Genomic DNA, 13538 nt, shown 5'->3' with positions numbered 1-13538 from the left:
ACTCCTACTGCAATACGAAATTGGTGAACAGCAACTGGTCGATGACCGGCTTGCCGACTTCCTTCTGCGCCACTTCCTGCACCACGGCAGTGGCCTTCTGGCGCAGCATCTCCTGCCCCACCGGGCTGCTGGCCAGAGTGTCGAAGCCTTGCCCGGAGAACATCATCACCAGGTTGTTGCGGATCACCGGCATGTGCACCTTGAGGGCGTCCAGATCGGCCTGGTTGCGCGCCTGCATGGTGATGCTCAGCTGCATGTAGCGCTGGCGGCCATTCTGGTTGAAGTTGACCACGAAGGCCGGGGTGAGCGCCTCGTAGATGGCCGCAGGCTTGACATTGCTGGCCGCAGGCTCGGCGGCCGGGGCCGGCTCGCTCTTGTGCATGATGAACCAGGTAGCGCCCACCGAAAGGCCGATCGCCAGCAACAGGCCGACAACGGCCAGCAGGATCAGCTTGAGTTTGCCTTTAGCGGCGGGGTCTTTCACTGCTTCGCTTTTCGCCATGCCAATAATCCGTCGTCCATCGGGGGTTCAAGGGAGGATGGCTTGGCTTGAGCAAGTGTTATGCCAGATTTTGCAGAAGATGGGTTTCAGCAGGGTTTGCGGTGTTGCCCTCTTCGCGGGCTCGCCCGCTCCCACAGGTACTGCACAGGTGTCGAAATCGCTGAAATTCCTGTGGGAGCGGGCGAGCCCGCGAAGAGGCCAGCACAGCAAAAAACAGGATCAGGCGTAATAATCGACCGCACTGTCGCCGACAACCACCTGCTGTTCCACAGGCCGGGCGCTGTCCACCACCTCACCTGCGCCCTGCTCCGCCTGCCGCGCAGCTACCCCGGACAGGTTGCTGCCCTGCGCCTGCCCCTGCTGCTGCTGCTGCCCACGCGACTGGTCGGCCACGTTCACATCCGGCTGGGCCAGCCCCTGCTGGGCGAACAGCTCACGCAGGCGGTGTACCTGGCTGTCGAGGGCATCACGCACACCGGCGTGGCCGCTGATGAAGGTGACCTGGGTCGACTGGTCCGTCGCAACATTGACGCGAATGTCCAGGCGGCCCAGCTCCGCGGGCTCCAGCTGGATATCGGCCGACTTGAGGTTCTGGCTGGACAGGTACATGACCCGGTTCACCAGGCCCTCCGCCCAGGCACCCTGGTTCATCGGCAGTGGCTGGTGCAACGGGCCAGCATTAACTGGCACGGCGTTGGCGGTCTTGGCCGTGGCAGCCTGGGTCAGGCTGGCCAGGCGGTTGGCGAAATCATCGATGCGGGTGTCGCTGCTGGCGCTCTTGGTGTCTTTCAAGCCATCTTCGAGCAAGGCACCGAACGCCTTGTCACCCGGTTCACCCCCTTCGCTCTCGGCATTCTCGACCAGATTCGCCAAGGTATTGACGGCTGCCTGCCCGTCCTCGCCTTGTGCCTGGGAAGGGTCAAGGGCATGTGCCGAAGTGGCACCCTTGGCCTGGGCACTGTGCTCCAGCGCCAGGCGCAGGGTTGGCAGGTTTGCCAGGGGGTCGGCATCAGGGTCGAAGGTTTCTTCGCCAGAGGGTTCTTCTGGCAGCGCCGGAAGCGACGCCTGCGCCGTGGCAGCTTGCAGCACTGGCGCCACGGCCTCGGCCTGGGCCTGGATCAATTGAGCGCCGGGCTGGGCGTCGGTAACCTGGCCAGCCACCAGGCTGGCATCGCGCAACCCTGTATCGGCCTGCGCCGAATCGTTTGCTGGCAATTTGTTGCCGTCATCGGCAACGGCGCCTTTGTCGGCAGCGTCTTTCTTGCCACCCGCTGCCGCTTCTGGTTTGTCCTTGGGCTTGGCCTGGGTGGGCTTGTCATCCTGCCCGGCAACCTTGTCACGCCCCTGCCTGGCCATCACCTGACCAAAGCCATCGCCCTTGTCGTCCGCCGTCTGCAGCGGTTTGTCCGCCTGCGCGGTAGCCGCACGCGAGGTACTGGCAATGGTATTGGCTTGTAGCAAAGGGTTGGGTGCGACAGGCATCGAGCGGTCTCCGCGCCAGAAACAAAAAAATCTTCCAGCCAGAGAAAAGCAAGACTCGCGCCAACTCGCGCATCAGCCCGCTGAAATACGCTGCTGCTCGCCGCGATAAAAGCGCTGCACCTCGACGAATTCCTCGTCGATGCGGTTGATCAGGTCTTCGATGCCATACAGCGGGGGCCGCCGTGCGCGGTCTTCCAGCTGCTGGCACAGGCCAGCCAGGGCCACGGCACCCATGTTGCTGCTGCTACCCTTGAAACTGTGCGCCGCCGCACCGAGCTCTTCGGCGCTTTTGGCCGCGTGCAGCTGGCCCAGGCGCCGTTCGGAGTCGTCGAGATAAGTCTGCACCAACTGCAGGTAGCCATCCTCCATGACCTCACGCAGGTCATGGAGTACCTTGTGGTCGATATGCATGTCAGTCACTTGTTCACTCCTTGATCAAGCCAGATTATGCCCGAGCCACCCAGGGGCTCACCATACGAACTCCACATGCGCGCAGCGCCCGCCCTCGCTCCAGCGCGCGTCGCTTGCCAGCCGCTGCACCAGTGTCAGGCCACGCCCGCTCAGCCCCTGGCCCAGCGATGGCCGCGAAAGCACGCGCAACACATCGAAACCGGCACCGCTGTCGCGCACCTGGATACTCAGACGCCCGCCATCGCCATGCGGTTCAACCTTGAAATCAATACGTACAAAACCGTCAGCCAGCGCGCCCAGGCGCCGGGCGCGTTCCTGATAGTACTCGGCAAACCCATGCACATCGCGCTTGAGCTTCGAGTCCAGGCCCAGCACGCCATGCTCCAGCGCATTGGAGTACAGCTCGCTGAGGACACTGTGCAAGTTGCCGGTACGTGCGCGCAGGCCATGAATCTCCTGCAACAACTGCACCAGGTAGGGTATGGGATTGAAGCGTTTCAGGCTCTCGCCACGCACCTCGAAGCCCAGCGACCAGTCCAGCGGGCTGGAGCGGCCGCTATCAGAGTAGATCATTGGCGCTGGCACCCGCTCCTCGGCGCTGAACATACGGATGTCGCACAGGCTGATGTCATCACGCGGCTGCCCGCCAAAACGCTCCAGCGCCTGCATCACTTCGTCGAACAAGTGCACCGGGTCGCGATTCTCGGCCAGCACCGCACGCAGGCGCTGCACCCCGAACAGGCGCTCCTGGTCATCGGCGGTGTCGAGCACGCCGTCCGACAGCAGCAGCAGGCGCTCACCCGGCGCCAATGGCAGCACCTCGGTACTGTCATCAAACCGCTCGGCAGCCAGAATACCCAGCGGCAGGTGCTGCGAACCCAGCGATGACAGCACCTCGCCATCCACCGACAAGCGGTAGCCATCGGGCATGCCGCCATTCCACACCTCTACACAACTGCGCTGCAGGTTGAGGTCGAGCAGCAGCGCACAGCAGAACATGTCCACGGGCAGGATGCGTTTGAGCTTGGCGTTCATCTCGCGCAGGATCGGCGCCATGCCGTATCCCTTGGCGGTCATGCCATAGAACACCTCGGCCAGCGGCATGGCCCCCACCGCCGCCGGCAGGCCGTGGCCGGTAAAATCGCCGAGCAGCACGCGCATGTCGCCGGCCGGTGTGAACGCGGCCAGCATCAGGTCACCGTTGAACAGCGCATAGGGCGATTGCAGGTAGCGAATGTTGGGCGCAGACAGGCAGCCAGAATGGGCGACCTTGTCGAACACGGCCTTGGCCACGCGCTGCTCGTTGAGCAGGTGGTGGTGGTGCCGGGTAATCTGGTCGCGCTGCGCCAGCACGGTGGCCTGCAGCCGGCGCAGGCGGTCCATGGCGCGAATCTTGGCGCCGAGGATCACCGCACTGTAGGGCTTGGCCATGAAGTCATCCCCCCCGGCCTCCAGGCAGCGCACCAGGCCTTCTTCCTCGTTCAGCGAGGTGAGGAAGATGATGGGCACCAGCGCTTCGCCGGCCAGGGCCTTGATCTGCCGCGCCGCCTCGAAACCGTCCATGACCGGCATCAGCGCGTCCAGCAGTACCAGCTGCGGGCGCTGCTCGACAAACAGCGCCACCGCCTGCTCGCCGTTTTCTGCGGTGAATACCTGATGCCCCTGGCGGCGCACGATCTGCGCAAGCAGCAGGCGGTCGGCGGCACCGTCTTCAGCGACCAGCACGGTCAACGCCTGTTCGGCCGGCATGTCGGCGCTCAGCTGATGTCGAAGAGTTTTTCGAAATTGGAGATGGCGAGAATCTTGCGCACATCGGAGCTGGCGTGCACCACACGCACGTCCGACTCATCGCCGCCCGCATGGTCACGCAGCAACAGCAGCATGCCGAGCGCGGAGCTATCGAGGTAGGTGGTGTCCCTCAAGTCGACGACCACCGAATCGGGCTTTTTGGCCTGGCGTTCGTAGGCGTCACGAAATTCCTGATGCTTGCCGAAATCGAAGCGCCCCTTGATCTTGATCGTCAGCTTTTTCCCGTCCTGCGAAAAATCAGTCTCGACTGCCATGCTAGCGATTCCTTCGATGATGGCGAATGCAACTCCAGTAAGGTTTAGCAGGCGATGGCGGGGGTGGCAAGCACACGGCCCCGCATGCAGCACGGCCGGATGTGGGAGCGGGCGCGTCGAGGCGTCGAACCGCCGCGAAACAGGCAACGCAGTGGATGGCACCGGCTTTGCCGGTGTTCGCGGGCTCGCCCGCTCCCACAAGGGGCCAATACAGATTCAGAAATGGTTTTGCCGGGGCAAGCGCTGGGACAATTCATCCAGCAACCGCTGCTCACGCTTGTCTTCGGCGCGCCGGGCTTCGTCCATGTAGCGCTGTACCAGCTTGCGCAACCCTTCCACCCGGGCATAGGCCTGCTGCCATACGCCACGGGCATTGTTCAGGTTGTTCTGGTGCCAGACCAGGCTCTGGCGCTGCTGGGTCATGGCCGTTTCCAGCTGCCCGAGAAAGCGTTGGTAGTTGACCAGCCAGCTGCCATTCACGCCCTGCCCGCCACGGTTGATCCATTGCAGCTGGTAATCCTCGCGAAAGCGCTCAAGCTCGGCCAGCTTGGCCTGGGACATGGCCACTTGCTGCTGGAAGTGCCCAAGGCGCTGCGCTGCCTTGCGCTCGGCCTCTTCGGCCATGTCCACCACTGGCGCCAGGCGTGCGGCGCGGCCAGGTTGCGCCATGGTCTATCAGCCCGCCGGGGGCGTGAAGATCGCCCCTAGCTGTTCGCGGCTCTGGGCCATGCCCTCGTTGTCCTGCAAGCCCTGGCGCAAAAACGCTACCAGCTTCGCCTGCAAGGCAATGGCCAGGTCTGTTTCCGGGTCGCCGCCGGCCACGTAGGCGCCCACGCTGATCAGGTCACGGCTTTGCGACAGGCGCGACCACAACTGCTTGAACTTTTGCGCCTGGCGCAAATGGTCAGCATCGACCACCTGGGGCATCACCCGACTGATCGAAGCTTCGATGTCGATAGCCGGGTAATGGCCTTCCTCGGCCAGCCGGCGCGACAGCACGAAGTGGCCGTCGAGCACACCCCGCGCCGAGTCGGCAATCGGGTCCTGCTGGTCATCGCCTTCGGACAGCACCGTGTAAAACGCAGTAATCGAACCACCGCCCGGCTCGCCATTGCCCGCCCGCTCCACCAGCTTGGGCAGCTTGGCGAACACCGACGGCGGGTAACCCCGGGTAGCAGGCGGTTCGCCGATGGCCAAAGCAATTTCCCGCTGCGCTTGGGCGAAACGGGTTAGCGAATCCATCAGCAGCAGCACGTTCTTGCCTTTGTCGCGAAAATACTCGGCAATGCGCGTGCAATACATGGCGGCGCGCAGGCGCATGAGCGGCGCGTCGTCGGCAGGCGAAGCCACCACCACCGAGCGTTTCAGGCCCTCCTCACCAAGGATATGCTCGATGAACTCCTTCACCTCCCGGCCCCGTTCGCCGATCAGGCCAACCACGATGATTTCCGCTTCGGTGAAGCGGGTCATCATGCCCAGCAACACCGACTTACCCACGCCGGTACCGGCGAACAGGCCCAGGCGCTGACCGCGACCGACCGTGAGCAGCCCGTTGATACTGCGGATACCCACATCCAGCGGTTTGCTGATGGGGTCGCGGTTTAGCGGGTTGATGACCGGGCCGTCCATCGGCACCCAGTCCTCGGCTTTCATACCGCCCTTGCCATCCAGCGCACGGCCGGCACCGTCCAGCACCCGGCCGAGCATGCTCATGCCCATGGGCAGGCGGCCGCCGTCATCCAGCGGCACCACGCGGGCGCCCGGGGCGATGCCGACGATGCTGCCGACAGGCATCAGGAACACCTTTGGCCCGGCAAAGCCCATGACTTCGGCCTCGACCTGTACCGGGTGGTAGCTGTCGTCGTTGATGACCAGGCAGCGGCTGCCCACTGCTGCGCGCAGGCCTTCGGCCTCCAGGGTGAGGCCGACCATGCGCAGCAGGCGGCCTTCGACGACGGGCTGGGCCGGCAGCTCGATGGCCTCGGCGTAACTGCCCAGGCGCTTGCCGAAGCTTGTGCGTTCAAGGTGCATCAGTGGCTTCCACCGGGCTGTCGAGGTCTACCGACATATCCGGCGCTGCCGGGTGCAGCGCGTGGTCATGCAGTTGATCGAACAGTTGCGCGACGGTTTTTTCAATGCGCGTTTCCATGGTGGCATCGATGCGACTGTGAAGCGTCTCGATACGGCAGCCACCGGGCAGCAGCGCGCTGTCTTCAAGCAGCCGCCAGCTTTCCTCATGGCGTTCGCGCAGCGCCTTGGCCAGCTCGAAATCCTGCGGATTAAGGTGAATACGGATATTGTCCGCGCCCATGGGCAGCAGCTTGAGGGCTTCGCGCAGCACCTGGGTTATCTGGCTGGAATCATTACGCAATTCGCGACCGATGACCTGGCGGGTCATGTGCGCCACCAGGTGTACGAGGGTTTTCTCGATCTGCGTGTCTTGCTCGGCGATCGGCTCCATGAGGTGGCCCATCAACTGTTCGAGGCTGCCAAGCTTGGCGTTCAGGGCCTCTTCAGCCTCCTGGCGAACCTTGAGCTGGGTGCTGTGAAAACCCTCGCGCTCACCGGTGGCAAAGCCTTCGTTGTAGGCTTCCTGACGGATGGCTTCGAGTTCCTCCAGGGTCAGCGGCTGGACTTCTTCCAGCGGCACTTCCTCGACTTCTTCAATGACCTCTGGCTCAGGTTCAGGCTCGGGTTCGGGCTCCGGCTCCGGATCGAAGCTGGGCAGCGTCCACACATCCACGCCCTCGAGGTCGCGGGCGCGGATCAGGTCGCTGGGGTGGTGTTCTTTGGTGGGCATGTTTTCAAATACTCAAAAGCCATCAGCAACCAACGCGACCCCCTGTAGGAGCGGCCTTGTGTCGCGAAGGGGCTGCGGAGCAGCCCCGGCGATAGTTGCAGCGAAGCCAGAATCCGGGGCCGCTTTGCGACCCTTTCGCGACACAAGGCCGCTCCTACAAGGGGCCACGCGCCCTGATCGATCAGATCATTTCCTCGGCACCCTTGCCACCGAGCACGATCTCGCCGGCTTCGGCCATGCGGCGGGCGATGGTGAGGATTTCCTTCTGCGCCGTTTCCACGTCGCTGACCCGTACCGGCCCCTTGGCCTCCAGGTCGTCGCGCAGCAGCTCCGAGGCACGCTTGGACATGTTCTTGAAAATCTTGTCCTTGACCCGCTCGTCGGCGCCCTTGAGCGACACCACCAGCACGTCGGACGATACTTCGCGCAGCAGCGCCTGGATGCCGCGGTCGTCGACGTCGGCCAGGTTGTTGAAGACGAACATCAGGTCTTCGATCTGCTCCGACAGGTCGCTGTCGACTTCGCGGATCGCATCCATCAGCGCACCTTCCACGGAGCTGTCGAGGAAGTTCATGATGTCGGCAGCACGCTTGATGCCGCCCAGGGTGGTGCGCGCCGCGTTGGAGTTGCCCGAGAACTGCTTTTCGAGGATCTGGTTCAGCTCCTTCAACGCTGCCGGCTGTACGGTGTTCAGCGAGGATACGCGCAGGACGATGTCCAGGCGCACCTTGTGGTCGAAGTTGCTCAGCACTTCGCCGGCCTGATCCGGGTCGAGGTAGGCCACCACGATGGCCTGGATCTGGGGGTGCTCGTAGCGGATCACGTCGGCGACCGCACGCGGCTCCATCCACTTCAGGCTGTCCAGGCCGCTGGTGTTGCCACCCAGCAGGATGCGGTCGACCAGGCCGTTGGCCTTGTCCTCGCCCAGCGCCTGGTTGAGCATCTTGCGGATGTAGGCATCGGAGCCCACGCCCAGGCTGGTCTGGTCGCCCACGATGTCGACGAACTCGCTCATCACCTGCACGACCTGGTCACGGTGCACATTGCCCATCTGCGCCATGGCCACGCCCACCCGCTGCACTTCCTTGGGGCCCATGTGCCGCAGCACCTGGGCCGCATCGGTCTCGCCCAGCGAGAGCAGAAGGATCGCCGCCTTGTCCACGCGGCTCAGCTTGGCGGTAACGGCTCGGTTATCACTCATCGGCGTTGATCCAGTCTTTGACGACCTGGGCTACACGGCCCGGGTCTTCGGCCACCAGGCCTTTGATTGCGTTGAGCTGTGCCTCGTAACCCTCGCTCGGGCTAGGCAGCAGAATGCTTGTCGGGCCACCCAGGCTGACGCGGTCGTTGGCCAGTTCGCCATCCAACCCCACCATGCCGCCCAGCTCCATGTCGCTATCCGAGGCAGCCTGCTTGCCGCCCCCTGTGATGTTGTTGAGCACCGGCCGCAGCACGCCGAACACCAGCACCAGGATGAACACCACGCCCAGCACCTGCTTGACGATGTCCCAGAACCACGGCTGCTGGTAGAACGCGATTTCGGCAACTTCCTCGCCACGGTCAGCGGCGAACGGCACGTTCATTACCGTTACGCTGTCGCCACGGCTGGCATCGAAGCCGACCGCGTCCTGCACCAGGCGGGTAAAGCGTGCCAGGTCCTCGGCGCCCCATGGCGCACGGGTAGTTTCGCCGGTAGCCGGGTCGACCTTGACCTGGTCGTCCACTACCACCGCCACCGACAGACGGGTCATGCGCCCCTGCTGCTGACGGGTATGGCTGATGGAGCGGTCCAGCTCGAAGTTCTTGGTGCTTTGCTGGCGCTTGTCCGACGGGTACGGCGCGAGCATCGGCTGACCGGTGGCCGGGTCCATGATCTGCTGGCCGTTGGCGTCCACCAGTGGCTGACCAGGCTGGATAGCGGCAGCCGGAGTGGCTGCGCCACCGGTGGTTTGCGGTGCCGAGGCAGCACCAGGCGGCTGGTTGCTCAGCGCGCCGGGCACGCCTTGCGGGCCTTGGCTGCTGGCACGCTGCTCGTCGACCGACTGCTCGCTGCGCAGCGCAGGCTGGTCGGGGTTGAACTGCTCGGCGGTCGATTCGACGGCGCTGAAGTCCAGGTCGGCAGACACTTCAGCCTTGTAACGGTCATTGCCCAGTACCGGCTGCAGAATGTTGCGCACGCGCTGGGTAAGCATGCTTTCCACGCGGCGGCTGTAGTCGTACTGCTTGCCGGCTTCGGTCAGGGCAGAGTCCTGTAGCTGCTCGGACAGCAAGTTGCCCTTCTGGTCGACCACGGTGACCTGCGACTTGTCCAGCTCCGGCACGCTGGTGGCGACCAGGTTGACGATGGCCATCACTTGCCCGGCTTCCAGGGCACGGCCCGGGTACAACTCGACCAGCACCGAGGCACTGGGCTTGCGTTCGTCGCGCACGAACACCGAGCTTTTCGGAATAGCCAGGTGCACGCGGGCAGCCTTGACGTTGTTCAGGCTGGACACGGTACGCGCCAGCTCGCCTTCCAGGCTGCGGCGGTAGCGGGTGGCTTCCATGAACTGGCTGGTGCCCAGGCCCTGCTCCTTGTCGAGCAGTTCAAAACCGACATTGCCGTCGCTGGGCGCCACGCCGGCGGCTGCGAGTTTCAGGCGCGCACGGGAGAGGTCGTCGGCCTTGACCAGCAGAGCGCCCGAGTTGGGCTCCACGTTATAGGGGATATCGGCAGCGGCCAGGGTGTCCATGACCTGCTTGGTGTCCATGCCCGACAGGCTACCGTACAGCGGACGGTAATCGGGTTGCTGCGACCACAGCACCACGGCAAAGCCGATCGCCACGCTGGCCGCCAGGCCAACCATGAGGCCAACCTGACGCAGCATGGGCATCTGCGCGATGTTTTCCAGAAACGCCATGCCCGGCACCGGCGATTTGGACGCAGGCTTGCCGCTTTTGGCAGGGGCGTTTTCGACGACTGCTTCAGCCATGGTTTACGTCCGTCCTCAAACCGGCATCTGCATGATGTCCTGGTACGCCTGGACCAGCTTGTTGCGCACCTGGGTCATGGCCTGCATCGAAACGCTGGCCTTTTGCGAAGCGATCATCACGTCGGTAAGGTCGACGCCGCTCTTGCCGATCTCGAAGGCGTTGGCCAGCTGGGTCGAGGCCTGCTGCGTCTCATGCACCTTGCCGATGGCCTGGCCGAGCATGTCGGCAAAGGTACTCTGGCCTGGTGCCAGCTCGGGGGCAGCCGTGACCTTCGGCAGCGACATGGCATCGGCCTGCATGGCCCGCATATCCAGCATCAGACGATTGAATTCAACACCTTGGCTCATGACCTTTCTCTCTCCTGCGGCCACATTTTTTTGACACTCATGCGGCGGATAGCCTACGTAAAGCAACAAAGGTGCCAGCCTTTGATGGCATAGCCTTCTGCGTTTGCGCCCACCCCTGTAGGAGCGGCCTTGTGTCGCGATGGGCCGCACAGCGGCCCCAGATTTCAGCTTCGCCGCCGAGAATGCCAGGGGCCGCTATGCGGCCCATCGCGACACAAGGCCGCTCCTACAGGGATCGCGCAGGCCTTGGATTTGTATCAGCCGAACAGGCTGGCCTCGACGTCGAAGCCGGCATCGCGCATCTGCGCCAGTTTGTATCGCAAGGTGCGCGGGCTGATGCCGAGGCGTTCGGCGGCCTCTTTGCGGCGGCCACGCTCGTTGCGCAGCGTGTCGATGATCATCTGGTACTCATGCCGGCGCATGTCATCGCCCAGCCCGCTGGCCTCGGCTGGCACCACAAGTAATGGCTCAGTGCCAGCCGACAATGGAATGACGCCGGCCAGACAGAAATCCGCCGCCTCGATCACCCCACCCTGCTGCAGGATCAGCGCCCGCTGCAACGCGTTGTCCAGCTCACGCACGTTGCCAGGCCAGGCATAGCCCTGCAGGCAAGCGCGCGCCTGGGGCGATAGCTGCACCGGGGCGTGCTTCATCTTGGCCACATGGCGCGCCAGCAGGCGCTCGGCCAGTTGCAGGATGTCACCCGGGCGCTCGCGCAGCGGCCGCCAGGCCAGGGGGAATACCGAAAGTCGGTAGTAGAGGTCTTCGCGGAAGCGCCCGGCCGCCACTTCGCCCGCCAGGTCACGGTTGGTGGTTGCCAGCACGCGAATATCAAGGCTGATCGGCTTGCGCCCACCTACCCGCTCCACCTCGCGCTCCTGCAACACACGCAGCAGCTTGGCCTGCAAGGCCAGCGGCATTTCCGAGATTTCGTCGAGCAGCAAGGTGCCGCCTTGCGCCTGTTCGAATTTGCCGGCCTGGGCGGCGATGGCGCCGGTAAAGGCGCCCTTTTCATGGCCGAACAGGGTGGCCTCAAGCATGTTGTCGGGAATGGCCGCGCAATTGATGGCCACAAAGGGCTGCGCTGCCCGCGGCGATTGCTGGTGGATGTAGCGCGCCAGCACTTCCTTACCAGTACCGGATTCACCGGAAATCAACACCGTCGACTCACTGCGCGCCACCCGCGCAGCCAGCTCCAGCAACTGGCGGCTGGCCGGCTCGCAGGCCACCGGGCCTTCATCGTCAGCCACTCGCCCGGCAGCATGCCGCTCGACCAGGCTGAGCAACGCCTTGGGCTCGAACGGCTTGACCAGGTAGTCGGCAGCGCCTTGACGCATGGCCTCGACGGCGCGCTCGACGGCGGCGTGCGCGGTCATCAGCAACACCGGCAGCTGAGGTTGCTGGCGACGCAGCTGCGCCAACAGTTGGTGGCCGTCCATGCCAGGCATGTTCACGTCACTCACCACCAGGCTGAACGCCTCGTCCAGCACTGCTTCCAGTGCCTCCTCGGCGCTGCCCACCGCCTGGTAGGCGAAGCCGCCGATTTCCAGGGTGTCGCCCAGCGCCTGGCGCAATACGCGGTCGTCCTCGACCAGCAGCACCTTGACCATTACGCGCCCTCCGCCAATAGTCCGTCAATCAACGGTAACTCCACCCGCACACAGGTACCGCGGCCCAGCTTCGAGCGCAGGCTGATCGCGCCCTGGTGCGCCCGTACCACAGCCTGGACTACGGCCAGCCCCAGGCCGGTACCGGTCGCCTTGGTGGTGAGGAATGGCTCGCCCAGGCGAGCGAGCAACTCTGCGTCGATGCCACTGCCAGCGTCGCTTACGCACAGGTGCAGGGTGCGCTCGCGGCGGAACAGATGCACCTTGAGCCGCGCCGGGCCGTCGCTGGCCTGCAGGGCATTTTCGATCAGGTTGAGCATTGCACCTACCAACGTGTCGCGGTTGCACAGCAGCTCACCCAGGTGGCTGTCGCACTGCCAGCGTACGGCGTGCCCCTGTACATGCGACTGGGCCGCCTGTTGCAAGGCCTGGAACAACGCCTTTGGGGTCACCCGGTCATTGAGCGGCAACTCGCCACGGGCAAACACCAGCATGTCGCGCACCTGATGCTCCAGCTCGTGCAGGCGCTCCTTCAAGGTACCGGCAAAACGCTGGCGGGTTTCCACGCTCAGGTCTTGTTCGCTGTCGGCCAGGTGGCTGGCGTAGAGCATGGCGGCCGACAGCGGCGTGCGGATCTGATGCGCCAGCGAGGCGACCATGCGCCCCAGCGACGACAGCCGCTCGTGGCGGGCCAGCTGGTCTTGCAGACGACGGGTTTCAGTCAGGTCGTTGAGCAGCACCAATTGGCCGGGCTCGGCGTCCAGCGAGCGGGTCGCAATGGACAGGCGGCGGCCGTCGCGCAGCGAGACTTCATGGCCATCGTCCTTGCGCGGGGCGAAACTGCGGGCGATTACCTGCCGCCAGAGCTGGCCGATCAGCGGCTCACCCAGCAATTCGCAGGCAGCCGGGTTGGCTTCGCGCACCAGCCCCTGGCCATCGATCACGATCACCCCGCCAGGCAGCAGGTCCAGCAGGTTTTGCAGGCGGTTGGCCAGGCGTTCCTTTTCACTGAGTTCGTCGATGCGCTGGGCACTGACCACGGCCAGCTCACCCTTGAGCTCACTGACCCGGGCCTCAAGCAGGCTGTAGGACTGGCTCAGCTGGCTGGACACCTGATTGAACAGGGCGAAGGCGTGCTCGATACCCTGGTGGCTGTCCTGCTCGACCGGGGTTTGCCCCTGTTGATCGGGGGCTCGGGATACATGGGCGGCCTGGGGCATCGTGCTCTCTCGCGTGGCTGACCGTCATAAAAACGGTGTGTTGCCAGCGGTAAAGCAATAGCCGTGCCGGAGATGAGGGTTTGGGTTGGCAGTGAGGGCCTCTTCGCGGGCACGCCCGCTCCCACAGGGACTG

General features: G+C 64.3%; 13 protein-coding genes. All 13 read right to left on the bottom strand.

The window, feature by feature from the left end; all coding sequences use genetic code 11:
- Nucleotides 1-4: 4 nt before the first annotated feature.
- Nucleotides 5-502, bottom strand: coding sequence for a flagellar basal body-associated protein FliL (gene fliL, locus ACQKPZ_RS17510; protein WP_427540447.1), 498 nt, complete (start codon nucleotides 500-502; stop codon nucleotides 5-7).
- 219 nt (nucleotides 503-721) lie between these two features.
- On the bottom strand, nucleotides 722-1984 hold the full coding sequence (locus tag ACQKPZ_RS17505) for a flagellar hook-length control protein FliK (protein ID WP_427540444.1): 1263 nt from the start codon (nucleotides 1982-1984) through the stop codon (nucleotides 722-724).
- Nucleotides 1985-2056: 72 nt separating this feature from the next.
- On the bottom strand, nucleotides 2057-2404 hold the full coding sequence (locus ACQKPZ_RS17500; protein WP_427540441.1) for an Hpt domain-containing protein: 348 nt from the start codon (nucleotides 2402-2404) through the stop codon (nucleotides 2057-2059).
- A 48-nt stretch (nucleotides 2405-2452) separates the two neighbouring features.
- Complete coding sequence (locus tag ACQKPZ_RS17495) at nucleotides 2453-4144, bottom strand: SpoIIE family protein phosphatase (RefSeq protein ID WP_427540438.1); 1692 nt, start codon at nucleotides 4142-4144, stop codon at nucleotides 2453-2455.
- Between the two features lie 8 nt (nucleotides 4145-4152).
- Nucleotides 4153-4458: an STAS domain-containing protein gene (locus tag ACQKPZ_RS17490; protein WP_086975532.1), complete on the bottom strand. Its 306-nt coding sequence runs from the start codon at nucleotides 4456-4458 to the stop codon at nucleotides 4153-4155.
- Between the two features lie 216 nt (nucleotides 4459-4674).
- A complete protein-coding gene (gene fliJ / locus ACQKPZ_RS17485; RefSeq protein WP_427540435.1) occupies nucleotides 4675-5127 on the bottom strand; it encodes a flagellar export protein FliJ in 453 nt (150 codons plus the stop codon).
- Between the two features lie 6 nt (nucleotides 5128-5133).
- The gene (gene fliI, locus ACQKPZ_RS17480) at nucleotides 5134-6489 is read right to left on the bottom strand and encodes a flagellar protein export ATPase FliI (RefSeq protein WP_391132686.1); all 1356 of its coding nucleotides are present in this window, start codon (nucleotides 6487-6489) and stop codon (nucleotides 5134-5136) included.
- On the bottom strand, nucleotides 6479-7258 hold the full coding sequence (gene fliH / locus ACQKPZ_RS17475; protein ID WP_427540432.1) for a flagellar assembly protein FliH: 780 nt from the start codon (nucleotides 7256-7258) through the stop codon (nucleotides 6479-6481). Before fliH ends, fliI begins: the two co-directional genes overlap by 11 nt.
- Before the next feature lie 181 nt (nucleotides 7259-7439).
- Nucleotides 7440-8459, bottom strand: a complete 1020-nt coding sequence (gene fliG, locus ACQKPZ_RS17470; protein ID WP_391132690.1) for a flagellar motor switch protein FliG — start codon at nucleotides 8457-8459, stop codon at nucleotides 7440-7442.
- Nucleotides 8452-10230 carry a flagellar basal-body MS-ring/collar protein FliF gene (gene fliF / locus ACQKPZ_RS17465; protein ID WP_427540429.1) on the bottom strand — a complete coding sequence of 593 codons (1779 nt, stop codon included), beginning with the start codon at nucleotides 10228-10230 and terminating at the stop codon, nucleotides 8452-8454. The genes fliG and fliF overlap by 8 nt, the downstream gene beginning before the upstream one ends.
- 15 nt (nucleotides 10231-10245) lie before the next feature.
- Nucleotides 10246-10578 carry a flagellar hook-basal body complex protein FliE gene (gene fliE, locus ACQKPZ_RS17460; RefSeq protein WP_003254438.1) on the bottom strand — a complete coding sequence of 111 codons (333 nt, stop codon included), beginning with the start codon at nucleotides 10576-10578 and terminating at the stop codon, nucleotides 10246-10248.
- Nucleotides 10579-10835: 257 nt separating this feature from the next.
- Nucleotides 10836-12188 carry a sigma-54-dependent transcriptional regulator gene (locus ACQKPZ_RS17455; protein ID WP_427540426.1) on the bottom strand — a complete coding sequence of 451 codons (1353 nt, stop codon included), beginning with the start codon at nucleotides 12186-12188 and terminating at the stop codon, nucleotides 10836-10838.
- Nucleotides 12188-13405: a sensor histidine kinase gene (locus ACQKPZ_RS17450; RefSeq protein ID WP_427540423.1), complete on the bottom strand. Its 1218-nt coding sequence runs from the start codon at nucleotides 13403-13405 to the stop codon at nucleotides 12188-12190. The genes ACQKPZ_RS17455 and ACQKPZ_RS17450 overlap by 1 nt, the downstream gene beginning before the upstream one ends.
- Nucleotides 13406-13538 lie beyond the last annotated feature (133 nt).

Origin of the sequence: Pseudomonas sp. NPDC089547, from assembly GCF_050280665.1 — a bacterium.
GTDB lineage: Bacteria > Pseudomonadota > Gammaproteobacteria > Pseudomonadales > Pseudomonadaceae > Aquipseudomonas.
This window is presented reverse-complemented; position numbering and strand designations above follow the sequence as displayed.

Excerpts from the sequence above, each read along its gene's own strand:
- fliL (WP_427540447.1), bottom strand. The coding sequence starts at position 502 with ATGGCGAAAAGCGAAGCAGTGAAAGACCCCGCCGCTAAAGGCAAACTC.
- ACQKPZ_RS17505 (WP_427540444.1), bottom strand. The coding sequence starts at position 1,984 with ATGCCTGTCGCACCCAACCCTTTGCTACAAGCCAATACCATTGCCAGT.
- ACQKPZ_RS17495 (WP_427540438.1), bottom strand. The coding sequence starts at position 4,144 with ATGCCGGCCGAACAGGCGTTGACCGTGCTGGTCGCTGAAGACGGTGCC.
- ACQKPZ_RS17490 (WP_086975532.1), bottom strand. The coding sequence starts at position 4,458 with ATGGCAGTCGAGACTGATTTTTCGCAGGACGGGAAAAAGCTGACGATC.
- fliJ (WP_427540435.1), bottom strand. The coding sequence starts at position 5,127 with ATGGCGCAACCTGGCCGCGCCGCACGCCTGGCGCCAGTGGTGGACATG.
- fliI (WP_391132686.1), bottom strand. The coding sequence starts at position 6,489 with ATGCACCTTGAACGCACAAGCTTCGGCAAGCGCCTGGGCAGTTACGCC.
- fliH (WP_427540432.1), bottom strand. The coding sequence starts at position 7,258 with ATGCCCACCAAAGAACACCACCCCAGCGACCTGATCCGCGCCCGCGAC.
- fliG (WP_391132690.1), bottom strand. The coding sequence starts at position 8,459 with ATGAGTGATAACCGAGCCGTTACCGCCAAGCTGAGCCGCGTGGACAAG.
- fliF (WP_427540429.1), bottom strand. The coding sequence starts at position 10,230 with ATGGCTGAAGCAGTCGTCGAAAACGCCCCTGCCAAAAGCGGCAAGCCT.
- fliE (WP_003254438.1), bottom strand. The coding sequence starts at position 10,578 with ATGAGCCAAGGTGTTGAATTCAATCGTCTGATGCTGGATATGCGGGCC.
- ACQKPZ_RS17455 (WP_427540426.1), bottom strand. The coding sequence starts at position 12,188 with ATGGTCAAGGTGCTGCTGGTCGAGGACGACCGCGTATTGCGCCAGGCG.
- ACQKPZ_RS17450 (WP_427540423.1), bottom strand. The coding sequence starts at position 13,405 with ATGCCCCAGGCCGCCCATGTATCCCGAGCCCCCGATCAACAGGGGCAA.